Source organism: Pseudomonas sp. GW821-FHT05D12, from assembly GCF_059419825.1.
In genome coordinates this window covers 109,221-132,272 of record NZ_JBWKSN010000013.1, presented here as the reverse complement: position 1 = coordinate 132,272, position 23,052 = coordinate 109,221, and the positions used below count along the sequence as shown (strand labels likewise).

General features: G+C 63.9%; 23 protein-coding genes. 8 read left to right on the top strand and 15 right to left on the bottom strand.

The window, feature by feature from the left end; genetic code table 11:
* The first annotated feature begins 79 nt into the window (after positions 1-79).
* Together AC07SI_RS23450 and AC07SI_RS23445 are read left to right on the top strand one after the other, a co-directional pair.
* Positions 80-430, top strand: a complete 351-nt coding sequence (locus tag AC07SI_RS23450) for a DUF6124 family protein (RefSeq protein ID WP_065901086.1) — start codon at positions 80-82, stop codon at positions 428-430.
* 465 nt (positions 431-895) lie between these two features.
* Entirely contained in the window at positions 896-2,047 is a 1,152-nt protein-coding gene (locus AC07SI_RS23445) for a M14 family metallopeptidase (protein ID WP_213551201.1), read from the top strand.
* Between the two features lie 66 nt (positions 2,048-2,113).
* Here AC07SI_RS23445 and AC07SI_RS23440 read toward each other — a convergent pair whose 3' ends face one another.
* The 4 genes from AC07SI_RS23440 to AC07SI_RS23425 all read right to left on the bottom strand — a co-directional run bounded on the left by AC07SI_RS23440 (position 2,114) and on the right by AC07SI_RS23425 (position 6,725).
* A complete protein-coding gene (locus AC07SI_RS23440) occupies positions 2,114-2,653 on the bottom strand; it encodes a cytochrome b (RefSeq protein WP_213551199.1) in 540 nt (179 codons plus the stop codon).
* Positions 2,650-3,732, bottom strand: a complete 1,083-nt coding sequence (locus tag AC07SI_RS23435; RefSeq protein ID WP_495006595.1) for a catalase family peroxidase — start codon at positions 3,730-3,732, stop codon at positions 2,650-2,652. The genes AC07SI_RS23440 and AC07SI_RS23435 overlap by 4 nt, the downstream gene beginning before the upstream one ends.
* A gap of 124 nt (positions 3,733-3,856) precedes the next feature.
* Positions 3,857-5,143 carry a hypothetical protein gene (locus AC07SI_RS23430; protein WP_495006594.1) on the bottom strand — a complete coding sequence of 429 codons (1,287 nt, stop codon included), beginning with the start codon at positions 5,141-5,143 and terminating at the stop codon, positions 3,857-3,859.
* Positions 5,136-6,725, bottom strand: a complete 1,590-nt coding sequence (locus AC07SI_RS23425) for an amino acid adenylation domain-containing protein (protein ID WP_495006593.1) — start codon at positions 6,723-6,725, stop codon at positions 5,136-5,138. The genes AC07SI_RS23430 and AC07SI_RS23425 overlap by 8 nt, the downstream gene beginning before the upstream one ends.
* A gap of 198 nt (positions 6,726-6,923) precedes the next feature.
* Between AC07SI_RS23425 and AC07SI_RS23420 the strand changes: the two genes are divergently transcribed.
* Together AC07SI_RS23420 and AC07SI_RS23415 are read left to right on the top strand one after the other, a co-directional pair.
* Positions 6,924-7,430 carry a sigma-70 family RNA polymerase sigma factor gene (locus AC07SI_RS23420; protein ID WP_495006592.1) on the top strand — a complete coding sequence of 169 codons (507 nt, stop codon included), beginning with the start codon at positions 6,924-6,926 and terminating at the stop codon, positions 7,428-7,430.
* Complete coding sequence (locus tag AC07SI_RS23415) at positions 7,427-8,164, top strand: anti-sigma factor family protein (protein ID WP_213551196.1); 738 nt, start codon at positions 7,427-7,429, stop codon at positions 8,162-8,164. Before AC07SI_RS23420 ends, AC07SI_RS23415 begins: the two co-directional genes overlap by 4 nt.
* On the opposite strand, the gene AC07SI_RS23410 is transcribed toward AC07SI_RS23415, so the two are convergent.
* The 8 genes from AC07SI_RS23410 to AC07SI_RS23375 all read right to left on the bottom strand — a co-directional run bounded on the left by AC07SI_RS23410 (position 8,161) and on the right by AC07SI_RS23375 (position 14,927).
* On the bottom strand, positions 8,161-9,135 hold the full coding sequence (locus AC07SI_RS23410) for a Csu type fimbrial protein (RefSeq protein ID WP_106803368.1): 975 nt from the start codon (positions 9,133-9,135) through the stop codon (positions 8,161-8,163). The two genes, AC07SI_RS23415 and AC07SI_RS23410, sit on opposite strands and share 4 nt — an antisense overlap.
* A 16-nt stretch (positions 9,136-9,151) precedes the next feature.
* Positions 9,152-11,461 carry a fimbria/pilus outer membrane usher protein gene (locus tag AC07SI_RS23405; protein ID WP_495006591.1) on the bottom strand — a complete coding sequence of 770 codons (2,310 nt, stop codon included), beginning with the start codon at positions 11,459-11,461 and terminating at the stop codon, positions 9,152-9,154.
* A gap of 58 nt (positions 11,462-11,519) precedes the next feature.
* On the bottom strand, positions 11,520-12,296 hold the full coding sequence (locus AC07SI_RS23400) for a fimbrial biogenesis chaperone (RefSeq protein ID WP_120449021.1): 777 nt from the start codon (positions 12,294-12,296) through the stop codon (positions 11,520-11,522).
* A 48-nt stretch (positions 12,297-12,344) separates the two neighbouring features.
* Positions 12,345-12,845: a Csu type fimbrial protein gene (locus tag AC07SI_RS23395; RefSeq protein ID WP_065901116.1), complete on the bottom strand. Its 501-nt coding sequence runs from the start codon at positions 12,843-12,845 to the stop codon at positions 12,345-12,347.
* Positions 12,846-12,850: 5 nt separating this feature from the next.
* Entirely contained in the window at positions 12,851-13,387 is a 537-nt protein-coding gene (locus AC07SI_RS23390) for a spore coat protein U domain-containing protein (protein ID WP_065901120.1), read from the bottom strand.
* A gap of 20 nt (positions 13,388-13,407) precedes the next feature.
* Entirely contained in the window at positions 13,408-13,932 is a 525-nt protein-coding gene (locus AC07SI_RS23385; RefSeq protein WP_065901122.1) for a Csu type fimbrial protein, read from the bottom strand.
* Positions 13,933-14,033: 101 nt separating this feature from the next.
* The gene (locus AC07SI_RS23380) at positions 14,034-14,546 is read right to left on the bottom strand and encodes a Csu type fimbrial protein (protein ID WP_495006634.1); all 513 of its coding nucleotides are present in this window, start codon (positions 14,544-14,546) and stop codon (positions 14,034-14,036) included.
* 117 nt (positions 14,547-14,663) lie between these two features.
* Entirely contained in the window at positions 14,664-14,927 is a 264-nt protein-coding gene (locus AC07SI_RS23375) for a hypothetical protein (protein WP_201145249.1), read from the bottom strand.
* Positions 14,928-15,126: 199 nt separating this feature from the next.
* On the opposite strand from AC07SI_RS23375, the gene zapE reads away from it, so the two are divergent.
* Positions 15,127-16,227, top strand: a complete 1,101-nt coding sequence (gene zapE, locus AC07SI_RS23370) for a cell division protein ZapE (RefSeq protein ID WP_495006590.1) — start codon at positions 15,127-15,129, stop codon at positions 16,225-16,227.
* Positions 16,228-16,266: 39 nt separating this feature from the next.
* Entirely contained in the window at positions 16,267-17,571 is a 1,305-nt protein-coding gene (locus AC07SI_RS23365; protein WP_495006589.1) for a protein kinase, read from the top strand.
* A gap of 85 nt (positions 17,572-17,656) precedes the next feature.
* On the opposite strand, the gene AC07SI_RS23360 is transcribed toward AC07SI_RS23365, so the two are convergent.
* Together AC07SI_RS23360 and AC07SI_RS23355 are read right to left on the bottom strand one after the other, a co-directional pair.
* Positions 17,657-18,364, bottom strand: coding sequence for a YebC/PmpR family DNA-binding transcriptional regulator (locus AC07SI_RS23360; protein WP_065901129.1), 708 nt, complete (start codon positions 18,362-18,364; stop codon positions 17,657-17,659).
* Positions 18,365-18,473: 109 nt separating this feature from the next.
* Positions 18,474-19,799, bottom strand: coding sequence for an MFS transporter (locus AC07SI_RS23355; protein ID WP_282397228.1), 1,326 nt, complete (start codon positions 19,797-19,799; stop codon positions 18,474-18,476).
* Positions 19,800-20,056: 257 nt separating this feature from the next.
* On the opposite strand from AC07SI_RS23355, the gene AC07SI_RS23350 reads away from it, so the two are divergent.
* A complete protein-coding gene (locus AC07SI_RS23350) occupies positions 20,057-20,953 on the top strand; it encodes a LysR substrate-binding domain-containing protein (protein ID WP_495006588.1) in 897 nt (298 codons plus the stop codon).
* Here AC07SI_RS23350 and AC07SI_RS23345 read toward each other — a convergent pair.
* A complete protein-coding gene (locus AC07SI_RS23345) occupies positions 20,923-21,783 on the bottom strand; it encodes a LysR substrate-binding domain-containing protein (RefSeq protein WP_065901135.1) in 861 nt (286 codons plus the stop codon). The two genes, AC07SI_RS23350 and AC07SI_RS23345, sit on opposite strands and share 31 nt — an antisense overlap.
* 112 nt (positions 21,784-21,895) lie before the next feature.
* On the opposite strand from AC07SI_RS23345, the gene AC07SI_RS23340 reads away from it, so the two are divergent.
* The gene (locus AC07SI_RS23340; protein ID WP_495006587.1) at positions 21,896-23,050 is read left to right on the top strand and encodes a 2-aminoethylphosphonate--pyruvate transaminase; all 1,155 of its coding nucleotides are present in this window, start codon (positions 21,896-21,898) and stop codon (positions 23,048-23,050) included.
* Positions 23,051-23,052 lie beyond the last annotated feature (2 nt).

Sequence of the window (23,052 nt, the reverse complement as noted above, 5' to 3'; positions counted from 1 at the left end):
AATCCATAAAACGACATGAATACGATACGTACTATCATCGAACTCAAGGTTTTAGACACTCACCCAGAGCACCGCCCTTATGACGACGAGCCCGTATCTCCTGCCTGACCCTTGCGAAAATGCCGACTTGCACGACCTGCGCAGCAGCGGCGCAGCACAGCGCGCGTTGGACTTTTACTTGAAAGAAAATATGTCGACGCCAACCCCGGACGGGACGTTCTTCGCCATCAAGCCGGGCATCAGCCAGGAAGAGGCCCTGGTGCACGCCTCGGACCTGTTGCGCAGTGCCGCGGCCACCGCCTACGAATCAGCGAGCAGCCATCAGGGCAACCAACGCGACCTGGCCTTTTCAGTGGTGTATTTGATTGATATGGCGAAGGCGATGGTGGAGCGATCACTGCAAGCGCCTGACGCTCAGGCGAGCGCGTAAGCGGCGCGAAGGAAAAATATTTCTATCACACGGATAAAAACATTTGACTTGCAAATGATAATGATTATTATTGAACCCAGCTGATCGCGAGATCAGTCGATAGACCAAGGGACCTTAGGTCGGACTCTTGGAATATCTCCTCATCAGGCTAATCACGGTTTTTGACCCGGCTCTTTGGCCGGGTCTTTTTTTTGCCAGTTTTCCTGGCATGGCTTCAGGCTAATGAAGACTGTGTGTTGCTCGATGGCGCGCATGGTAGCAAAAGACCATCGTCAAAAGAAAGCCGTGCGAGCGCTCTAGCCCAGTTCTCTGCGAAATAGCGCTTGAGAATCAATCTCATAGATTCTAAGCTGCGGCGGCGTCAGGGACGACGCCCCCCCTCCTCCGCAACAATTTTGCGTCCAGTCTTTACCAGACTCGTGTGTAAGATAGCCGCCACAACACTCATACTCAGGCAACCAGACTATGACCGTGGCCTTGACCTCCATCAAGATCAGCACCGACTTCGACAGTGGCAATATCCAGGTGCTCGACGCCAGCGATGCCTACCAGTTGCTGTTGGCGATCAACCCGGATACGCGCAGCCAACATTTCCAGTGGTTCCACTTCAAGGCCGAAGGCATGCACGTGGGCCACACCCACACGTTCCGCCTGAGCAACGCCGGCAAGTCGTCCTACCGCCATGCGTGGAGCGGCTACAACGCGGTGGCCTCCTACGACCATATCAACTGGTTCCGTGTGCCCACACGCTTTGACGGCGAGATCCTGCACATCAGCCTCGAGACGCGCGAGAAGCACGCCTGGATTGCCTACTTCGAGCCCTACAGCCGTGAACGCCATGACGGGCTGATCGCCCAGGCCCTGAGCCGTGCGGGCACCCAATTGCTGGCCACCGGCAAAAGTGTCGAAGGCCGTGATATCCCCTTGCTGCGTCGGGGCAAGGGCGGCGAAGGCCGACGCAAGGTCTGGATCATTGCCCAGCAGCACCCTGGTGAGCACATGGCCGAATGGTTTATGGAAGGCATCATCGAACGCCTGCAGCAGGACGGTGACGCCGAGCTGAAAAAACTGCTGGCGGTGGCCGACCTGTACCTGGTGCCCAACATGAACCCGGACGGCGCCTTCCACGGCCACCTGCGCACCAACGCCATGGGCCAGGACCTCAACCGGGCCTGGCAGAGCGCCAGCCAGGAACTCAGCCCGGAAGTGCTGTTCGTGCAGCAGCAGATGGAAAAATACGGCGTCGACCTGTTCCTGGATATCCACGGCGACGAAGAAATCCCCTATGTGTTTACCGCCGGTTGCGAAGGCAACCCCGGCTACACCCCGCGCATCGAAGCCCTGGAAAAACACTTCCGCAGCCACTTGAGCGCCCTGACCCGCGACTTCCAGACCGTTCACGGCTACACCCGCGACCTGCCGGGCGAGGCCAACATGACCCTGGCCTGCAACGCGGTCGGCGAGAAATACGACTGCCTGTCACTGACCCTGGAAATGCCTTTCAAGGACAACGACGATGCCCCCAACCCGCACACCGGCTGGTCGGGCAAGCGTTCGATACAGTTGGGCAAGGATGTGTTGAGCACCGTGGCCGATATCGTCGGCACCCTGCGCTAACCCGCGCAGGAGCCAGGCTTGCCGGCGATCGCGTGGTTCAGCACGCATCGCCGGCAAGCCACGGCATCAGTCCCGGGTGCCGGTCATGCTTTGCAGCACACCGTCACGCCGAATCAGCCCATGGAACAACGCTGCCGCCAGGTGCAACAGCACCGTCAGGAACAGCAGATAAGCCAGAAACCCGTGGGCCTTGCGCAACAGCGCAAACAGCGGCGCGTTCGCGCCGACCAGTGCCGGCAATTGCACCGCGCTGCCGAGCATCACCGGATCGCCCGCCGCCGAAATCATCGCCCAGCCCAGCAGCGGCAACACCAGCATCAACGCATACAACACCACGTGAGAGGCTTTGGCCGCCAGCACCTGCCACAGCGGCAAGTCGGCGGGCAATGGCGGTTGACGCGTGGAAAAGCGCACCGCCAGCCGCACGATCACCAGTGCCAGGATCGCGATACCCAGCGGCTTGTGCAGGTGAATCAGCCACTCATGCCGCTCTGACACCGAGGCCACCATCCCCGCGCCGATAAACAGCATGGCGATCACCATCAGCGCCATCAGCCAGTGCAGCAGGCGCGCCAGAGGCGCGAAAAACCGTGGTTGGGTATTCATGGCTTCGACTCCTGGGGGGCACTGTGCAGCGGGCTGACTTCACCGGCGCGGCGCAGGTACGAGCTGGCGTACGCCGCCGACCGTGCGGCCAGTAATGGGTCGTTGGAGGCTTCGATACCGCTGGGCAACACCAACGGATCAAAGTTGATGTCACGGCAATCGCCGTCCGCCTGCGGCTGGCTGCTCTGCAATACCAGGGTGCCGGCATTCAGCACGGTATGTTCGCCGGTCCAGGTTTTGCTGGCATCGTCCAGCGGGTCGCCGGGGTTGGCCAGCGTCATGTTCAACTGCCAGCGCAACGGCCCGGCAGCCAGGCGTTGCGCCAGGTCTTTCTCGAGGAAATCGTTACCTGCCGGCGCGCTATCCCCCGGCGCATCCTGGCTCTGCGGCACCACGCCCCAACGCACCGCCTGGCGCTTGCCCTGCGCGCTTACCAGGTAAAACGCATTGATACCGTTGTAGGTTTCGGTGGCATAGCTGGCCGAAGGCTTGGCCGTCTTGACCCACGCCAGGAACGCCGCCGTCTCCGGATGCGCGGCGAAAAACGCCGGCATGCTCGCCGGGTTCGGCTTGCCGGTGGCCGGGTCGGGCGCGCCCGCCTTGAGCATCTGGTAGAACGCCTCGGGCGTGCCCACCGGGAACACCGGCATGCTGTTCATCCCGGTCCGCCATTGCTGGCCGTTGGCCTGGCTGAACTGCACGGCGAAACTGCGGATCGGCACGCTGCTGTCCGGCGCATACGGGTTGCCGCTGGGCAAGGCGAAGCGGCCGACCACCGGGGTCTTGTCCGCGTTGAACACCTGGGCGCTGGAATAGGCACGGGCCTCGGCGCTGCTTTCGAAGTAGCCCGCCACGCAGATGCCCTTGGCGTGGTTACGCCGGAATCCGGGGTGCACGCCGTTATTGGTTTCCAGGGCATTGACCAGGGTTTTCGGCCGCAGGCGCTGTGGGTCGAGGGTGCCATTGACGTAGGCAAATGCCCCGGCCATAACCGCCACCACGCCACCAATACACGCCAGCCTGAGAACCAGGCTGGCGCGGCTGAGTGGCGGTTTCGGCGGTGATGAGTGATCTACCATGAAAAGCTCCAGGGCACATGGCCGCAGGGGAAAAGTGCTATGAGACGAATCCCATGTAGGTTTATTCCCTGTTCACTGTAGTTTTTTTCAAAGCAGATGCACTGCCGGGGTATCGCGCGTGGGTTCAGGAATCCCAGATCGCGCCATAGGCTGGGATGCCCCGGGCTTCCAGCGCCTGCACCACACGACGGGTCAGGTGCTGGTTGGCGATGCAAATCACCGCCTCCACGTCATAGGTGTGCACGGCGGCGCAGGCCAGTTGCACAAGGTCTGGTTGACCGCGCGCATCGGTGTCCCAGATCAACGCGTCGGGCTCGGCCCGCAGGATTTCGTCGACCAGTGCATCGCCGTAGGTCTGTCGCGGGCTGCGTGCCGACCAGAGCAACCGCACAGGCACGTTGCCCGCCAGCAAATGCGGGAGCACCGGGCCGATGCCGCTGCCGGTGGCGACGTACAGCACCGATTTGAACAACGTCTCGACATTCGCCACGCCGGCCGTGGTGATTCCCTTGACCCACACATGCGACGGCAAGTGCTCGATAAACCGGCCCGTCCAATCCCCTGCCCGCGAAATGATCAGCCGAAACCCGAGCTCGCCCGGCGCAGGAATATTGGCGAACGAATGCCATTCCAACAGCGGGTTCAGGCTGATGCTGGTGGAGGAGCCGGTAAACGGCGTGGTGTGGGTGAAGCGCACGATGGCCACATGCCGGGATGGCCGCAAACTGTCGACCGGTACTCTGCGCAGGCGCAGCCATGGCAGGGCAATGCTCAGGCTCAGTAGCCCCAGCATCCAGAACGTGCCGCTGGCCTGCTGTTCGGTGGAGGCCTGCCACGCCAGTCCCCAGAACAGCAGCAATACACTCCAGCCGGCAAAGCGGTGCACACGTTCGAAGCCATTGTGGAAGCGCCCTCGCACCCACGGCAGCGCCATGGCGACCATCACTAGCAGCAAGGTCATCAGCACAGCGCTCAGCCACAGCCAGACGGCCGACACGCTGCCCGGCTCGCGCAGCTGCTGCAAGACCTGCACCCCGAACAAGGCAGCGAACCAGCCCGTCGCCGCCACCGCGGCGCCACTGTGCAGCCCACCCACGTGGTAAACCTTCGCCACACGCCGACGCAACCACAGCGGCCAGCGGGTCGGCACCCGCGTCACGCACCAGAACAGCGCATTGATCACGTACTGCTGACGGATCAGCGTGGCCAGCGAGAGGTTGATCAAGACCATGCTCGACAGCGTGTCCACGCCCATGGCCTGCACGCCAGGCCCTAGCCAGACAACAAGGACGTTGGCGAGCATCACCAGGGCAAACAGGCGGTGGTAATAGGAAAACAATGGCTGCGCGGCGAGCCTTCGCCATAACCCCGCCTTGGGCGTCACAACGACCTGGGTCAGGGCATCAAGCATCGCCGGTCTCCTTCACGGCCTGGCGTTGACGCGCCCATTGCAGCAGCAGCGCCTTATCCACCTTGCCGCGGCTCGTCAGCGGCAACTGATCCAGCGCGTAGATCCGCGAAGGCACGCAGTAATAGGCCAGGCGCTGCTCGCAGTGCCGGCGGCAGGCATCGATATCGACGCCGGCCGGTGACACGAACGCCACCAGGTGGCGGTCATCGAGTTTCAGCGTGACCGCCCGCGTGCAGTCTGTGCGGGTTTCCAGCGTGGCGGACACCGCGTCCAGCTCCACGCGAAACCCACGCACCTTGACCTGGTCATCCACCCGCCCGAGGTGTTCGAGCTGCCCGTCGCGGGTCCAGCGGCCAAGGTCGCGGGTGCGGAACATCAGCGCACCAGCACCGATAAAAGGGTCCGGCCGATAGCGCTGCGCGGTCAGCTCGGGATTGCCCAGGTAGCCTGCTGTCACACCGGCACCGCCGGCCCACATTTCACCGATCTCGCCCAGTGCACAGGCCTGACCCTGAGCGTCAAGGACATACACCGTGTTATTGGGCGTGGGCTGGCCAATGGTCAGCAACGTGCCGGGCACATGCCGGTGCAGCGTATTGACGATGGTGGTTTCGGTGGGTCCACAGCCGTTGTAGAAGTCGCAGTGGCCCGCCCAGTGATCGGCCAGGCCTTGCGGGCAAGGCTCGCCTGCCACCGCAACCACCTTCAGGAGAGGGCACTGCCGAGGCTCGAGGGTGGCCAATATCGACGGCGTTGCGATCAGCACGTCACACTGCGCCGCCGTTGGCGCGATGTGCTTGCCGCGAATCATCAGCGTCGCGCCATGGGCCAGGCAGCCGAAGATTTCCCAGGCAGCCATGTCAAAGCCGATATTGAGGATCTGCCCCACCGTGCGCCCCGGCGCCATGCCCATCCGCCCGGGCTCGGTGAGCAGAATGTTGCACAGATTCCGATGGCTGACACGGACGCCGTTGGGGCGCCCGGTGGTGCCCGAGGTAAATAGCACAAAACACAGGTCGTCAGGGTCGACGGCAGCGCACACCGGCTGATTGTCCTGCGCGATCCAGGGGACTTCGGCCAGGAACTCATCGAGGCACAGGCACTGCGACGCGTGCGTCTCGGGCAGGCGCTCCAGCAGTGGCGACAGGGTCAGGATCAGCGGGCTGGACAACGCTTCAAGGACCATCGCCAATTGCATCGGCGGCACGATCCTGGCGTCTTGCGGCACATACGCCGCGCCGACCTTCATCACCGCCAGCAACCCTACCAGCATCGGGATCGAGCGCTCGACGAACAGCGCCACCGTGTCACCGCGTTTCACCCCTTGCTCGATCAAACGCATGGCCAAGCGATTGGCCTGCCGGTCAAGTTGCGCGTAGCTGATGCGCTGCCCCTGGCACACGGCGGCCGTGGCGTCGGGCGCCAGCGCCGCCTGCCTTTCGATAGCGTGGTGCACACAGCCATGTCCCGGTGGGGCCGACGGGCCGCGCGCCCAGCGTTCGAACAGGTCCTGCTGTGCGACGGGCCAGTGCGCAAGCGCCTGTCGGCAAAATTGCGATTTATCCTGTGGTGAAAACGTCATGGACACACCCTCTGCGGTTAACTGCCGACTGAGTGCCGACAGATACAAGGGTGGAGAGAGGGCAGTGCCCGCGATTACAGGCCTACGAACAATACCGAAACGTATAAACCACATAGCGCAAGATTCTTTCGCACGCGGATGGAATAACCTACAGCGGCCGGCGTCTACCTCAGCACAACCGGCTAGACCCCCATTCCCATGCATGTACTCGACGAACAGTTACGTGAACTCATCCCCAGGTTGCGGCGTTTTGCCGTGTCCCTGACCCGTAACGCCAGCAGCGCCGACGACCTGGTGCAGTCGACCCTGGAACGGGCGATCACCCGCTGGGCCGACAAGCGCCTCGAAGGCGACGTGCGCGCGTGGCTGTTTTCGATCCTCTATCGGCAGTTTCTCGATGCGCATCGGCGCACCCGGCGTTACGCCCGCATGCTGGAGTTCTTTACCGGCCGGGATGATGCGCAGCCGTCGGTGGAGCGCACGGTCATTGCCCAGTCGACCCTGCAAGCCTTCGATCAACTCAACTCCGAACAGCGCGCCCTGCTGTTATGGGTGTCGGTGGAGGGCTTGAGCTACAAGGAGGTCGCCGAGATTCTCGAGGTGCCAGTCGGCACGGTGATGTCGCGCCTGTCCCGCGCGCGCCAGGCCCTGCGCCAACTCAGTGATGGTGAAATAGCCAGCCCTTCCCTGCGGAGACTCAAATGATCAGCCTGCCCCCCAGCGAACGCGATTTGCACGCCTACGTCGATCACCAGCTCCTGGAGAGCGATCGCCGTGTCCTTGAAACCTGGCTGGCGGCACACCCCGACGTCGCGGCCCAGGTCCACGCCTGGCAACAGGATGCGCAATTGCTGCGCGCGTCCCTCGGCGGGGCCCTGCAACAGCCGGCCAACCCTGACCTGGACCCCGCGCTGATCCGCCAGCGCATCCAGCAGCGCTCGCGCCGCCATTGGGCCACGGCGGCGGTGCTGCTGGTGGCCGTCAGCCTCGGCGGGGTCGGCGGCTGGCAGGCGCGCGAAGCCACCCAGCCGCCGCTGCTGCCGATGGCCGATGCGATGCAGGCGTTCCGTCTGTTTGCCCAGGACGGCATCATGCCCGCCGACTATAACGTCCAGGACGGCGGCAACATGCAGGCCTGGCTGGACCGCTACTTCAACCAGGCCCACCGCCTGCCCGACTTGAGCGCCGCAGGCTTCACCCCCGTCAGCGGGCGCCTGCTTACTACCGAGCAAGGCGCGGCGGCCATGGTGCTGTACCAGGACGCGCAAGGCCGGCGTATCAGTTTTTATATTCGCCCACCGGGTCCGGAAAACGGCTTCTTGCCGCGTGGCAGTCGCAGCGCGGATGGGCTGCAGGCGCAGTACTGGTCCGGCGCCGGCTACAACTACGCAGTGGTCAGCCCGGCGGACCAGCCCGCGCCGCCGATGCTGAAGTTCTAGAAGCCGACGTCGAGGATCACGTTATCCGTATAGGTGCCGGCCGGGGGTGTGGTCTGGTCGGTGTAGATCCTGGCGTTGTAGTTGAACACCTGGGCACCGTTGCTGCCCATGCCATTGCCGGGGTTGACCTCGGCGCTGGTACTCGCGCGGCGCGCGGCGCCGACACTGCCCCACACGGTGGTGCCGGCACTCTGGAAGATGTCGTAGGAAAGATAATTGGCCCCTGAAACCATCCGTCGCCGTCCGGCATTGGCGTTCTGGCCAGGGTCGAGCCCCACCGTGTAGGCGCTGCCCTTGGTGCAGGAAATGTTGATGGTCTGGTTGACCGTGCCGAAGGCACTCACCACCGGCGCGCCGCCGAAGCTGATATTCGGCGCGGTGATCGTGCAGTCGTTGGTGACGGTCATGTTCACCGTCAAGGTGGTCGTCCCCGAATTGGTATCGCGCCCGAGGCAGATGCCCAGCGCGCCAATGCCAGAGCAGTAGCTCCAATCCCAGAAGATGCTCAGGGTTTCGGTATAGATCCCCGCCGCAACGTTACTGCCGGTAATCGTCCCCAGGTACAGCGGCACCGTCTTGGGCGTAGAGCCCCCCAACAGGCCGAGCAGGTCAATGATGCCGTTGCGCGCGAAGTCATACTGGACACCGCGGGTGATCAGATACGCAGCACCGGTGTTGTTGGTCGCGTACAGGTTGTAGCCGATCACATCGCCGGTGGGGCCGACCATACCGGCCGTTGAGGACGTGATGGTGGCGTAGAAGTGGTCATTGGTGGTGAGCAGCGACAACAGCGAACCGGTACAGCGCAACCCGCCGTTGGTGGTCGAAGTGGATTGCGTGGTGGTGCGCACCAGGATCGAACTCACCGGGCCGAACCCGGCCGCATTGGTCGCCACCACCGAACACAACGCCTGAACCTGGGACGCCAATCCGCTCAACACCAACCCCGCTACCACACCCCGCACTTTCACCCGACACCTCCTGTGTCTATCGACAAACCAATGGCCCGATCATCGGCACCTGCTCGCTGGATTCCGGCAGGGCAAACTGCACCTGGCAACTGGCGCCGCCGCCCAGGGTCACGCGCAAGGTGTTCTGCGCCGCCAACCGGTCGAGGTACACCAGGCCATCCCAGCCCACCACCGCCGCTGCGCCGCTCTGCTCATGCAGCACATTCGCGCCCAGCGGCAACGGCGCATTGTGTTCATCCACCAGTTCAATGCTGGCGGCGTTGATCCGGGTCAGCGGAAACTCCAGCAGATAACCGCTGCCGCGGCGCACCGCCACCCGTTGCTCCACCGATGGGCTCAACACGTTGGCCGGCAAGTTCAGCGGATCGATCTCATATTTGCCGCGGTAATAACCGCTGCTCCATGGCACCAGCAGGCGGCCGCTCTGGTCGGTTTCGCCGACCAGTTGGTTTTCATAGCGCACCGGGACATTGGCGTAGCCGTCGGTACTCACCACCACAAAGGCATCGTTGATCCGGTTGGCGGCAAACACATGCTTGTCCATCCACACCAGCGAGCCGCTGGCGTCGGCCCAGCGGGTTTCGGCGTCGCTGCTGCCATAGACGCCGGCCTGCAATTGCACCGACTGCAGGCGCCAGGTCAGATCGGCCTGGCGGTAATCCGGGCCCTGGCCATGTGCGTAGCCGAGGTTGTACCCCACGCCGCCGGGGCCCGGCACCGCACGACTGAAATTGACCCGCTGGCGATTCTCGCCGGAGGTGCTGCGCTCCATGCTCATGCTCAGGCTGCCATCGAGGTCGAACGGGATCACGACTTGGGCCTGCACCGCCCAGTTGCTGTCGCCGATCTCGCGGTTGGCCGACAAGTAAAAGCTGCTGTTGCCCCACAGCGGGCGGTTCCAGCTCAAGTTGAGCAAGCGCGTGCGCGAATCATCGGCGGCGCGGATATCAAAATAACCGGCGCCCAGGCTGCCCCAGCTGTCGAGGTTGAGGCTGGCAGTGACCTGCTCGCTGCGCTTGCTCAAACTGATGTAGGGCGAGTCGATCACGGTGAGGTCGGCATACTGCGCATGCCGTTCCAGCCGTTGGTACGAGAGGCTGTAGCGCTGGCTGCTGTATTGATAGCCGAGGCTGACTTGCTGGCCCTCGCGCCCGTCGAAACGGCTCTGGCTGACCGCACTATTGAGCACGCCAAACGAGCCGAGCCGCACGTTGCCGCCAACGCCGCCCAGGGTCAGGTCATTGGAAGCTTCGGCGTGGCTTTCCAGGGTGAACACATCGCTGACGCCATACCGCAGGCTGCCGGAGGTGACACCCTGGCCATAGCGAAAATCCTGCTGCGCGTAGTCGCGGCGCAGGGTACCGGCAGCCACCGAGAAATCCGACAGGCCCTTTTGCAGCAGGCTGCTGGTGACATAGAACGGTACCGTGGTGGACACCTGCCGGCCAAGGGCATCGGTGGTCACCACCACCGCCTCGCCCGCACCGTTGATGAACGGGATATTGGTCAGGGTGTAGGGCCCCGGCTGCACATTGTCGCTGGACGACTTGAAGCCATTGATAAACAGGTCCACCGAAGACGGCACCGCCGCCTCGCCGGCGAACTGCGGCAAGGGGTAGGTCACCAGGTCCGGGCGCACGCCGAAATCGCGCGACAGCTGCACGCCGCCCAGGCGCACCGAATTGCTCCACGGCAAGGCGCCGCTGACCAGGTCGCCGGCCTCGTAGGTCAATAGGCTTTCATCGTCCGAATAGCGCCAGGTGGTGTCATAGCGCAGGTAGCCGTTGTCCAGCCCATTGCCGGCGTTCGCGCCGAAACTGCGGCGGTATTGCCCGGTGTTGGAGACGGTGCCCCAGGTGTCGAACACCCGCACTTCGTTCCAGGCGGCGAGGTAGGTGCCGGCCTCATCGGTGTCGTTCAGGTACAGGTCATAGTTGAGCATCGCGCCGAAGCTGGTCATCGCCTCGGTGCGCGGGTACGCCTTGCGGTTGCCGAGGAACTGCGCCGGCAGCCAGTCCGGCGGCACGCTCAAGAGCAGGCGCTGGCCCTGGCTGTCGTATTCGCTGTGCAGCCCCGGCAACTGGTCCAGGGCCACTTCGGCGGACACCGAGGCGGGCAGTTTCATGCCGATCGCCTGCAAGTCAGCGGCGGGCATGTACAGCTGCCCCGCCCGCTGCTCGACCACGATGACCTTGCCGGTGTCCATCTGGTTGACCAGCAATTGCAGGTACAACTGGGCATCGGGCATGGCCTCCAGGCTGGTGGGCGGTGGCGGCAGCTCACCGGCATCGACCCGCGGGATAAACACCAGACAGCAACACCCCATGGCGATCCATCGCACTGTTTGGATACAACGAGCCGACACTCAGCTCACTCCCTGTCTTTTACGGGCCGGGCTTGACGCTCTGTACCGTCGGCGCACCGTTGACTTTAAGCAGTAACTCCTGGCCACTGGCCAAGGGTTCCGGCACTGGCCAGCGCATGGTTGCGCCCGGCAACACGTAGCCCATCAGGCCCTCGGTCACCGGTCGGTTCTGGCCACCTTGCTTCACGGCCACATCCGTCAGCCGTGCATGTACCGCGCCCCGGTTGCGGATCTCGATGTAGGAGCGCCCGCCCTCGGCCACTTTGCGCCAGGTCAGGTCCGGCACGCCGGCGCCCTTGGGGTCGCGCTGGCGCGTCAGGTCTTCCTTGCTCCACAGGCCCGCGCCGTAGGCAAACAGCGGCACCGAGTAACGCATCTGGAACTGGATCGACGCGGCCGTCTTGCCATCCTCGGCGCCCGGCTGCCGGGGCGCGGGGATCTCATCGATGATGATGCGATACGCCAACTCCTGGCCCGGTGGCACGTCCTTGGTACGGGTCAGGCGCACCAGTTGCTTCTGTCCCGGTTCGATACGGGCCACCGGCGGGCTGCCGATCACATCACGCTGGTTCTGGTACTGATCATCGAAGCCGTTCTGGCGCCAGGCAAACACGCGGACCTGCAGGTTGGCGGTTTCAGTACCACGGTTTTCCAACCACAGTGCACTGGCCTGTTGGTCAGCCTCCAGCACCGGGTCGATGGGCCAGATCAGCACCGAGCTGGCGGCCTGTACCTGGCTTGCGCCCAGCAGGGCCATGGCCAGCAGCCCTTGACGCAGGGACGGGGGTAAACACATAGGCAAGCTCTGCTCCTTAGATTGAAAAACGCTTCAATTCACATATCCCTAGAAGGTCAGCTGGACCTGCACCACATCGCTGTAGGTCCCCGCCGGCTGATTCCCCGGCAGCACCACCCGGCCGTAGATCGGCAGCGTGATGTTGTTCGCATTGCTGTAGGCCACATTCACGCTCTGGCTGATCCCCAGCGCCTGGCTGAACCCCGCATCGCGGTAGAGCTGATAGGCCACCTGCGCCGTGCCGCTGTTGAGCTTGAGGTGCCGGCCGCTGCTGTTGTTCTGCCCACCGTCCACGCTCATGGCCAGGGTCACGCCGGGCGTGCATTGCAACTGCACACTGCTGGCCAGCGCAGTCGACACCGTGCTGGTGGACAACGCCGAATAGCTGCCGTACGTGAGGTTGCCGTAATTGCTGCCACCGCCGACCACCAGGCAGCCGGCAATGATGCTGGCGCTGACCTGGAAACTCGTACCGGTGACCGCCGCCAGTGGCAGCGGCACGCTGCACGCACAGGCCAGCAGCACAGCGACGCATCCATGCCCGGCCATCGCACTCAGAAGCTCAATTGCACGGCAATGGTGTCGGTGTAGGTGCCCGCCGGCAGCCCGGCTTTACCCACCGCCTTGCCCCACAGGTTGATGGTCTGCGCTGCGCCCGTGCTGGCCGCCAGGTTGATCACGCCATTGGCCGCCAGGAGATTGTTGAAGCCCGAGTCGGTGTAGAGATCGTAGGGCACGAAGTTGGCCACGCCGTCATACAGCGCGCGGGTGCCGCCGGTGGACTGGCCGTCGTGCAGGCCACCCTGGATGGTCACCGTGGGCGTGGTGCCGGACGAACATTGGATCGACACCGCGCCGCCGCCGGCTGCCACCAGTTGTGTGCCGGTCTGCGTGAACAGGCTGGTGGTGGTGCCGAAGTTCAGGCTACCGAAGTTCAGGTTGGTGGTACCCGCACCGCCGTTGACCAGGCAACTGCTGGTCAGGATCAGGCTGGAGCTGATCTGCCCGGTCACGGTGGTGGCGGCCTGCGCACCGGCGGCCAGGGCCAGGCCCAGAACAGGTACAGCGAGACGCAAAGCGAGTGATTGCATGGTGCTTTTCCTCTGTTGAATTACCAATCCAGCGTGACCGTCAGGGTGTCGCGGTAGGTGCCGGCGGGAAGTGCGCTGGTATTCGCCACCACCGCGCCATAAACCGGGATCGGTCCCAGGCTGCCGGCGCTGACGGCGAAATTGCGTTGCTGGCCAATGCGATAGATGTCCGTCCCGGCGGCATCGGCCGTGAGTCGATAGGGAATAGTCTGGCGGCCATTGCTCAGGCGCCGGGTGGTGCCATCACCGTTGACGCCACCGTCGATGGTCACGGTAAAGCCGCGCACCGAGGCATTGCAGGTGACTTGCAGCGCCCCGCCATTGCCCTCGACATTGGCATTGAGCGGGCGGGTCCAGGTCGGGCCCTGATTGCCGAAATCGAGTTGGCCCAGGTTGGCAGGCAGGTCCTGGGCACCGGCGCTCACCTGGCAGGCCGGCAGGATCACCAGCCGCGCCTGGATGCTGCCGGTGACGACCGCCTCGGCATCCCCCGCAACCAACAACAGGGGGCTGAGCAACAGCGCGGTACAGGTGAAGTGCTTCATATCGATCCCACTTCCATCAGGATAAAACCAGTTGGCCGCCCAACCTTGGGCGACATTCCTTTACCTGCCGAGTCCACCCGGCAGTCACTGCACAAAAATGCTTACCAGGTCACCGTGACCTTCACCACGTCGCTGTAGCGAATCACTGCGGGGATTTGAGCCAGGGGTTCGATGCGCGCATACAGCGGCAACTCCACCGAGCCACTGTCGGGCACCGTGCCGCTCACTGTTTCATTGACTGGCAATGCCACGCGTCGGGCGGCATCGCGGTAAAGACGATAGGGAATCGGCGAGGCATGCCGCTCGCCGGCCAGGTAGCGCACCTCGCCGATGCCGCCATGCAGGCCGCCGTCGATACGCACTTGATAAGGGGTGTCGGGGTTGCATTCCAGGCGTGGCTGGCGCGTGCTGGTCAGCGCAGCGCTCAAGGGGCCGGCGGGGTTGTCGAGACGGGCGGTGCTGCCGAAATCGAGCACACCGAGTTGCTCGATCCCCGCGTCACGCGTCAGACCGACCAACTGGCAGCCACGCATCACATTGACGCGCACCTCCACCTGCAATTGTGTGGCCAACGCTTGCGCGCTGCACAGCGTGCCTACGATGGCCAAAACCATAGATCCATTCACGGCCTCAATCCTTTTGAGGAATGGCGTACCAGGATCAGGTTAGCAGTGGAGGGCAAAGCTGCCAGTCGCGTCAGAAATACGACTGTCAAAAATGTTGTACGTTTGTTACCAGTTCAGCGTCACCAAGGTGCGCGGGCTGCCATCTTCCTGGGGGGCCTGCTCGGTGCTGACGGTAAATTCGGTGGGGCTGTCGGAGGCAGTGCTGCAGCGCACGAGCGGGCGGCTCGCAGCGCTGCCCGGGCTGACTTCACAGCCGGCAGTGATCACCAACTGCGCGCTGATCTGCCCGCTGCTGACCACCGCCTGCGCAGGGTTGACCCACAGGCAGCAGGCGCCCACGACCAGCAAGAGGCGATGGATGACAAACATGAATGACCTTGAGGAAACCGCGAGGTAGGAAACGCCGCCAAGGATATCCGAGATAGCTATGTGCCTGCATCGATTTCGGCGCTCAGCCGACGCGCGGTGACCGGTCTCTTTTTGAGATCGCTGGCCGCCACATTTTGTATTGGTTAAATTAGCGCGAGCGCTGCACCCTACCGCCATTCACCCCACGGAACCCTCGCCCTTGGCTGTCCTTCCCCCTGCCCTGCGCCGACTGTTCGGCAAGCCTGCCGCCGCTCCCGCCACGTCCGATGACGTGTCCACGTACTTCCAGCACAAGGCCCGGCGCCAGGGCTACACCCTGAGCCCGAGCCAGCAGCAGGTCATCGAGCGCATGGCGCAGATAGCCGCTGCCCTGCAACAGCAGGACACGCCACGCAGCCTGTACTTGCACGGCGCGGTGGGGCGCGGCAAAAGCTGGTTGCTCGATGGGTTCTTCCAGGCGCTGCCCCTGGCGCAGAAGCAGCGGGTGCACTTCCACGACTTTTTCGCCCGCCTGCATCAAGGCATGTTCCGCCATCGCCAGCAGCCCGACGCCCTTGCCGTCACCCTGGATGAATTGCTCGATGGCTGCCGCGTGCTGTGTTTCGACGAGTTCCATGTCCACGATATCGGCGACGCGATGCTCATCACCCGCCTGTTCAAGGCCTTGTTCGAGCGCGGCGTGGTGGTGCTGGTGACCTCCAATTACCCGCCCGAAGGGCTGTTGCCCAACCCGCTGTATCACCAGCGCTTCAAGCCGGTGATCGAGCTGATCGGCGCGCGCATGGACGTCATGGAGGTCAACGCGCCCCAGGATTACCGGGGCCTGCCACACAATCACGGCCAGCAGCGCTTCACCCAGGGGCCGTTCATCTGGCCCGGCAGCCCGGCGCAGCGTGCAGCGTTCGGGGTGCCGGCGGCGGATTGCCCGGCGCTCACGCTGGCGGTCGGCACCCGGCAATTACGGGTGCGCTGGCACCAGGGGCGCACCGTCGCCTTCACCTTCAACGACCTGTGCGAGCAGCCCACGGCGGTGATGGACTACCTGCTGCTGTGCGAAGACTTCGACGACTGGATCATCGACGGCCTGCCCCTACTGGGCGATTGCCCGATTGCCGTGCAGCAGCGCTTCATCAACCTGGTGGACGTGCTCTACGACCAGGACAAGCACCTGACCCTGATCGGTGAACGGCCGCTGGCCGAGTGCCTGGCAGGCCAGGCCATCGACCTTGCGCGCACCGCCAGCCGCCTGAACCAATTGCAGCAGGCCAACCCGCAAACCCTGCCCGACCCGGTATCATGAGCGCCTTCCACGTCCCTTTGCCGAGTGACCGCGCCGTTCATGCATACCCTCGCCCAACTCAAGGCTGGCCAATTGGCCGGTATTACACGCCTGGACCTGTCCTGCGGGCTGACTGAATTCCCGCCGGAAATCTTCACGCTGGCCGACTCCCTGGAAATCCTCAACCTCAGCGGCAACGCCCTGAGCAGCTTGCCCGACGACCTGCACCGCCTGCCGCACCTGCGCGTGCTGTTCTGCTCGGACAACGCCTTTACCGACCTGCCGGAATGCCTTGGCCAGTGCGCGAAGCTGAGCATGATCGGCTTCAAGGCCAACCGCATCAGCCGCGTGCCCGCCGCCGCGTTGCCACCGTTGTTGCGCTGGTTGATCCTCACCGACAACTGCATCGACCAATTGCCCGATGAGCTGGGCGCGCGGCCGCTGCTGCAAAAACTGATGCTGGCCGGTAACCGGTTGAGCGCCCTGCCGCCAAGCCTGGCCAACTGCCACAACCTCGAACTGCTGCGCATCGCGTCCAACCGCTTCACGCGCCTGCCCGAATGGTTGCTGACGCTGCCGAGCCTGACCTGGCTGGCCTATGCCGGCAACCCAGTGGAAATGGCCGTGGAGATAGCCGCGGATGACACCACGCCGACCATTCCCTGGACCGAACTGGAACTGGCCGAAGTGCTCGGCGAAGGTGCCTCCGGGGTGATTCGCAAGGCGCTGTGGAAACCGCGGGCGCTGCCCGTCGCCGTCAAGCTGTACAAGGGCACGATCACCAGCGATGGCTCGCCACTGCACGAAATGCAGGCCTGCATCGCCGCCGGGCTGCACCCCAACCTGATCAAGGTGCAGGGCCGCGTGAGTGGCCATCCAGAGGACCAGGCCGCGCTGGTGATGGACCTGATCGACCCGAGCTACGGCAACCTCGCCGCCCTGCCGAGCCTGGCCTCGTGCACCCGCGACATCTACGCACCCGACACCCGTTTCAGCCTTGAGGTAGCGCTGCGCATGGCGCGCGGCATTGCCTCGGTAGCCGCGCACTTGCACCGGCACGGCATCACCCATGGCGATCTGTACGGCCACAATATCCTGTGGAATACGGCGGGCGATTGCCTGCTCGGGGACTTTGGCGCGGCGTCATTCCATGCCACGGCGGACACCCTGGAGACTCGCGCGTTGCAGCGCATTGAAGTGCGCGCGTTTGGTGTGTTGCTGGGGGAGTTGCTGGAGCGGGGTGACGAAGGGTTGAGCGAGGCGGCACGCCTGGTGCTGGAAGGCTTGCGGGAGCAGTGCTGCCAACCCGACGTACTCGCCCGGCCAGGTTTCGAGGCAATACAAGCCACGCTGCAAACCTTGTAGGAGCCCGGCTTGCCGGCGATGGCCATCTCAAACAGGCCATTGCCGGCAAGCCGGACTCCTACAGGGAGGGGTTCAACACGCTGTATCAGCCGGCCAGGCCGACGAACATATCCTGCACGTCGTCATGGTTGTCCAGGCCTTCGAGGAAGGCTTCGACTTCGGCCATCTGCTCATCGCTCAAACCCGTCACCGGGTTCTTGGAGATATAGCCCAGCTTGGCCGACAACACGGTGAAGCCCTGCTCCGGCAGCGCTTTCTGCACGGCGTCGAGGTCGGTGGTCTCGGTGATGAACAGGGTGGTGCCCTCTTCCTCGCCGTCTTCGAAATCCTGTGCGCCGGCTTCAATCGCGGCCATTTCCGGGTCAGCGTCAGGGCTGTCCGGCGAAGCTTCGATCAGGCCGACGTGGTTGAAGTCCCAGGCCACGGAGCCGGAAGCCCCCAGTTGACCCTTGCGAAAGGCCACGCGGATTTCCGCCACGGTACGGTTGATGTTGTCGGTCACGCACTCGACGATCAACGGCACCTGGTGCGGGGCAAACCCTTCGTAGGTCACGCGGTGGTACTGCACGGTTTCGCCGAGCAGACCGGCGCCCTTCTTGATGGCGCGGTCCAGGGTTTCCTTGGGCATCGAGGCTTTTTTGGCCTGCTCCACCACCAGACGCAGGTGGGCGTTGGTCGCGGTGTCGGCGCCGTTGCGGGCGGCGATGGTGATTTCTTTCACCAGCTTGCCGAAGATTTTGCCCTTGGCATTGGCTGCCGCTTCTTTATGTTTGACTTTCCACTGTGCGCCCATGACTCACTCTCTTTTCGTCCATCGCGCCGAAACGTCTACTGGCCGGCGCTTTGGGGGCAGAGTTTATAGCGCAAAAACACTCTAATCCACCAAAAAACCGGCCAGCCTGTCAGGTGCGCAAGGGTTTGATCGCGACGTTGCGGTCCGGCACAAAATCGCCGACCTCGGCCAGCACCGCCGGCCTGGCGTTCCAATAGGGCATCAACACCAGCGAAGAAAACAGCGCGGCGCCGGCAAACACGATGAACACCGTGACCGTGTCGAAGTAGCCCGGCAGCAAGCCGCCGAGCACCGCGCCCACCGAGCCGCAACCGTTGACAAAGCCAGCCGCCGTGGCGCCGGCCTTGGCGGTGCCGAAGTCGATGGCGGCGGTGCTGCTGATCATCGAGTCCGGCCCGTACAGGGTCAGGCCCATGACAAACAGCAAGGCCATCACCAGCATCACACTGCCGGTGTGCAGCGCGCCCATGAACAACGCGAGGGCCACGGTCAGCGCCAGCAGGCTGAGCACACAGGCGGGCATGCGCCGCGCGCCGAAGAGCTTGTCGGACGCCAGCCCGATCAGAATCGGCCCAAGCAACCCGGCCAGTTCAAACGCGGTCGGCACAATCGCCGCGCCGACCTTGCCCACCGAGGGCATCTGCTCGTAGACGATCACCGGCCCCCACAACAGGATCGCGTAACGCGCCGGTTTCAGCAGGAAATACGCCAGGCCCAAGGTCAGCACCGTGCGGTTGCGCAGGATCGCGCGCAGTGGCTCCAACACGCTGATGCGTTTTGCGGCCGCCCTTTCCTCGGCGGTCATCACCGGCTCGGGTTCGACCGCCGGCAAGCCGACATCTTCGGGCGTGTTGCGCTGGAAGATGAAGAACAACAGCGCCACTACCCCCACCACCGCCGCACTTGAGATAAACGCCGCGTGCCACGTGCCGATCAACGTGTAGGCCCACCACCCGGCAAAGGGCGAGGCCACCAGGCCGCCGAACGCGTAGCACGAACTCCACAGCCCGAGCACCCGCCCACGCTGCTGCGCCGGGAAGAAACTGCCAAGGTTCTTGCACAGCCCCGACCAGCCGGTGGACTGCGCCAGCCCCTGGATCAGCATGCAGGTGACAAAGATCGGCAAGGTCGCAACGGTGCCCATCACCAGCGCGGCGGCAGCGGAAATCAGCAAGCCACCGAGCACCACCACCCGCGGTCCGAAGCGGTCGGCCAACATGCCCCAGGTGAACTGCCCGACCGCATAGGCCGCCAGGTAAATGCCATCCAGGTTGGCCATCATCATTTTATCGAGGGGGAAACTCGGGTCATCGACGATCCCCAGCTTGGCCACGGAAAACGCTTTGCGAGTGAAATAGAACGCCGCGTACGCCAGCCAGGTGATGGCGAAAATCTGCACGCGCCAACGCTTGATGCTACCCATTGGGATATTCATGGTGGTTCTGACCTCAGGTGAGTGTGCCGGCAGAATCGAGAAGCAAATGCCTGTTCTTTTTATGGTTGAGCACTGCAATGCCGGGCCGTGGACACGGTGGCATTGGTCAGATGAGACCTGTGTCCCAGGTCCCATGGCCGCCGTGGTTGTAGGACTCAACCTACGGCGGTTGAGGCGTATCAAAGCAATGGCTGACTAATAGGTAAAATCGATTTATCGTATTTCAAATATAAGCCCAGCTTGTAGGAGGATCAGCGATGTCGGTGTCCCACGCCCAGCTCAAGGCCTTCCATGCGGTGGCCGTATACGGCAGTTTCACCCAGGCCGCCGAACGCCTGTTTCTGACGCAGCCGGCGATTTCCGACCAGGTGCGCAAACTCGAAGAACGCTTCGGCGTGCTGCTGTTCCACCGCAACAAGCGCTCGGTGCGCCTGACCGATCTGGGCGAGCGTCTGCTGGCCATCACCCAGCGCCTGTTTGTGATCGAAGCCGAAGCCGAGGAGTTGCTGCAGGACTCACGCGCGCTGCTCACCGGCACCCTCACCCTCGCCGTGGATGCCCCGGTGCACGTGCTGCCGCAGATCGCGCGGTTTTGCCAGCTGTACCCGGGCATCAGCGTCAAGATCGAAACCGGCAACACCGACGAATCGCTGTTTCGCCTGTACAACTACCAGGCCGACCTGGCCTTGCTTGGCCGCGATGTCGACGATGAGCGCCTGCTGTCACTGCCGTTGCCCGACGACCAGTTGCTCGCCTTCGTCGCGCGCAATCACCCCTGGGCCGGACGTGAGTCGATCTGCCTGGCCGATCTGGATGACACGCCGCTGGTGCTGCGCGAAATCGGCTCGGTCACCCGGCAGACGCTGGAGCAGGAAATGAGCCAGGCCGGCCTGCGCATTCGTCCGGCGATCCAGGTCGAAGGCCGTGAGGCCGCGCGTGAGGCGGTGGTGGTGGGGATTGGCGTGGGGGTGGTCTCGGCGGCGGAGTTCGGCGCCGACTCACGGGTGTACGCCATGCCTATCCGCGACTGCAGCCAGCGCATGAAGGAAACCCTGGTGTGCCTCAAGGAGCAAAGTTCGCGGCGGGTGGTGGCGACGTTCCTGCAGATCGTGCGCGACAGCCTTCAGCCGGGCGCCAACTCGAAAAACGCCTGAATCAAGCGCAATGCGCGGCGCCGCTCCATGCAGCCGAGCATGTGCCGGTTGCGCAGCCCCTCGCCCTGGATTGCCACGGCCTGCACCCGCGGGTCCGGGCTGACTTCCATCGATGAGACCACGCCGACGCCCAGCTCGGCAGCGACGGCTTCGGTCACCGCTTCACGGCTGTCGAGTTCCAGCAGCACCTTGGGCTGCACGCCCGACGCCGCGCACGCCGCGTCGAAGGTGCGGCGGGTGATGGAACTGGGCTCGCGCAACACCATGATCACCTCGTCGAGTTGCTCCAGGCGAATCCCCCTGGACTGCTGCGCCCACGGGTGGCTGGCCGGCACCAGGGCGCAGATCCGCGACTCGCTCAAGGGTTGCAGGTGCAGGCCGCTGCGCGGCTCGACCTCGGTGAGTACCGCCACATCCGCATGCTCGGACAACAGTGCCGCCAGGGTTTCCTGGGCGTTGCCCAGGCGCAGGTTGACGGTGATCCCGGGGTAGCGCGCACGCAGGCTGGCGATCATCGGCATGACCAGGTGCGGGCCGTCCGCTGCCACCTCCAGGCGCCCGGTGAGCAACTGCCGGTTGGCCTCCAGCATCGTCTGCGCTTCGTCGACCAGGCCGAAGATCGCACGGGTGATCGCGGCCAGGCGCGCGCCCTCCTCGGTCAGCTCCACGCGGCGCGCGGTGCGGCGCAGCAGCGGGATCTGGTAATGCTCTTCCAGGGCCTTGATATGCCCGGTCACCGCCGGTTGGCTGATGAACAGCCGCGCCGCCGCACGGGTAAAACTGCCCTCGCGGGCCACGGCATCGAATGCGCGCAGTTGGAACAGGTTCATAGCTATCGGCCTCACTGATAGCTCGCATAACAACAAACAATTTGATTGATGACAAGCCAAACTGCAATTTAGGCCCCGTAGATTCAACCCCGATGCCTTGCGAGGACTTGAGATGACCACTGCCGCGCCGATCCTGCTGACCCCTGGCCCCTTGACCACATCGAACCGCACGCGTCAGGCGATGATGGTGGATTGGGGGTCCTGGGATGACCGTTTCAATGCCCTCACTGCCAGCGTCTGCTCGCAACTGCTGGCGATCCTTCACGGCACCGACAGCCACCATTGCGTGCCCCTGCAAGGCAGCGGCACCTTCGCCGTCGAAGCCGCCATCGGCACCCTGGTGCCGCGTAACGGCAAGGTCCTGGTGCTGATCAACGGCGCCTACGGCAAGCGCCTGGCAAAAATCTGCGAAGTACTCGGCCGCGACTTCAGCACCTTTGAAACCGCCGAAGACCAGCCCACCACCGCCGCCGACGTCGACCGCCTGCTGCGCGCCGACACGGCCATCACCCATGTCGCGTTGATCCACTGCGAAACCAGCACCGGCATTCTCAACCCGTTGCCGGAGATCGCCCAAGTGGTCAAGGACCACGGCAAGCGCCTGATCATCGACGCCATGAGTTCCTTCGGCGCGCTGCCGATCGATGCCCGTGAAGTGCCGTTCGATGCGCTGATCGCCGCCTCGGGCAAATGCCTGGAAGGCGTGCCGGGCATGGGCTTCGTCTTCACCGAAAAACAGGCCCTCGCCGCCGCCCAGGGCAACTGCCACTCCCTGGCGATGGACCTGTTCGACCAGCACAGCTACATGGTCAAGACCGGCCAATGGCGCTTTACCCCGCCGACGCACGTGGTCGCGGCGCTGCACGAAGCGCTGCTGCAATACGCCGAAGAAGGCGGCCTGCCCGCGCGCCATCAACGCTACGCCGACAACTGCCAGGCGCTGCTCGACGGCATGGCCGCACTCGGCCTGCGCAGCTTCCTGCCGGCCGAGATCCAGGCGCCGATCATCGTCACCTTCCACGCCCCGCGAGACGCGCGCTACCAGTTCAAGGACTTCTACGAGCGGGTCAAGGCCAAGGGTTTCATTCTGTACCCAGGCAAATTGACCCAGGTCGAAACCTTCCGCGTGGGCTGCATCGGCCACGTCGATGCGACAGGCATGCAGGCAGCGGTCAGGGCGATCGCGCAAACACTGCAAGACATGCATGTGCTCGAACCTGCAGGAGCCGGCTTGTCGGCGATCACCGGCGACGCAGTTCTTCTGTAACC

What these genes read in the sequence shown, in the direction of transcription:
- AC07SI_RS23425 (WP_495006593.1), bottom strand. Translation starts at nt 6,725, where the DNA reads ATGACGTTTTCACCACAGGATAAATCGCAATTTTGCCGACAGGCGCTT.
- AC07SI_RS23445 (WP_213551201.1), top strand. Translation starts at nt 896, where the DNA reads ATGACCGTGGCCTTGACCTCCATCAAGATCAGCACCGACTTCGACAGT.
- AC07SI_RS23355 (WP_282397228.1), bottom strand. Translation starts at nt 19,799, where the DNA reads ATGAATATCCCAATGGGTAGCATCAAGCGTTGGCGCGTGCAGATTTTC.
- AC07SI_RS23340 (WP_495006587.1), top strand. Translation starts at nt 21,896, where the DNA reads ATGACCACTGCCGCGCCGATCCTGCTGACCCCTGGCCCCTTGACCACA.
- AC07SI_RS23350 (WP_495006588.1), top strand. Translation starts at nt 20,057, where the DNA reads ATGTCGGTGTCCCACGCCCAGCTCAAGGCCTTCCATGCGGTGGCCGTA.
- AC07SI_RS23450 (WP_065901086.1), top strand. Translation starts at nt 80, where the DNA reads ATGACGACGAGCCCGTATCTCCTGCCTGACCCTTGCGAAAATGCCGAC.
- AC07SI_RS23390 (WP_065901120.1), bottom strand. Translation starts at nt 13,387, where the DNA reads ATGCAATCACTCGCTTTGCGTCTCGCTGTACCTGTTCTGGGCCTGGCC.
- AC07SI_RS23420 (WP_495006592.1), top strand. Translation starts at nt 6,924, where the DNA reads ATGCATGTACTCGACGAACAGTTACGTGAACTCATCCCCAGGTTGCGG.
- AC07SI_RS23385 (WP_065901122.1), bottom strand. Translation starts at nt 13,932, where the DNA reads ATGAAGCACTTCACCTGTACCGCGCTGTTGCTCAGCCCCCTGTTGTTG.
- AC07SI_RS23435 (WP_495006595.1), bottom strand. Translation starts at nt 3,732, where the DNA reads ATGGTAGATCACTCATCACCGCCGAAACCGCCACTCAGCCGCGCCAGC.
- AC07SI_RS23345 (WP_065901135.1), bottom strand. Translation starts at nt 21,783, where the DNA reads ATGAACCTGTTCCAACTGCGCGCATTCGATGCCGTGGCCCGCGAGGGC.
- AC07SI_RS23400 (WP_120449021.1), bottom strand. Translation starts at nt 12,296, where the DNA reads ATGTGTTTACCCCCGTCCCTGCGTCAAGGGCTGCTGGCCATGGCCCTG.
- AC07SI_RS23380 (WP_495006634.1), bottom strand. Translation starts at nt 14,546, where the DNA reads ATGGTTTTGGCCATCGTAGGCACGCTGTGCAGCGCGCAAGCGTTGGCC.
- AC07SI_RS23405 (WP_495006591.1), bottom strand. Translation starts at nt 11,461, where the DNA reads ATGGGGTGTTGCTGTCTGGTGTTTATCCCGCGGGTCGATGCCGGTGAG.
- AC07SI_RS23440 (WP_213551199.1), bottom strand. Translation starts at nt 2,653, where the DNA reads ATGAATACCCAACCACGGTTTTTCGCGCCTCTGGCGCGCCTGCTGCAC.
- AC07SI_RS23365 (WP_495006589.1), top strand. Translation starts at nt 16,267, where the DNA reads ATGCATACCCTCGCCCAACTCAAGGCTGGCCAATTGGCCGGTATTACA.
- AC07SI_RS23415 (WP_213551196.1), top strand. Translation starts at nt 7,427, where the DNA reads ATGATCAGCCTGCCCCCCAGCGAACGCGATTTGCACGCCTACGTCGAT.
- AC07SI_RS23395 (WP_065901116.1), bottom strand. Translation starts at nt 12,845, where the DNA reads ATGGCCGGGCATGGATGCGTCGCTGTGCTGCTGGCCTGTGCGTGCAGC.
- AC07SI_RS23360 (WP_065901129.1), bottom strand. Translation starts at nt 18,364, where the DNA reads ATGGGCGCACAGTGGAAAGTCAAACATAAAGAAGCGGCAGCCAATGCC.
- AC07SI_RS23375 (WP_201145249.1), bottom strand. Translation starts at nt 14,927, where the DNA reads ATGTTTGTCATCCATCGCCTCTTGCTGGTCGTGGGCGCCTGCTGCCTG.
- AC07SI_RS23430 (WP_495006594.1), bottom strand. Translation starts at nt 5,143, where the DNA reads ATGCTTGATGCCCTGACCCAGGTCGTTGTGACGCCCAAGGCGGGGTTA.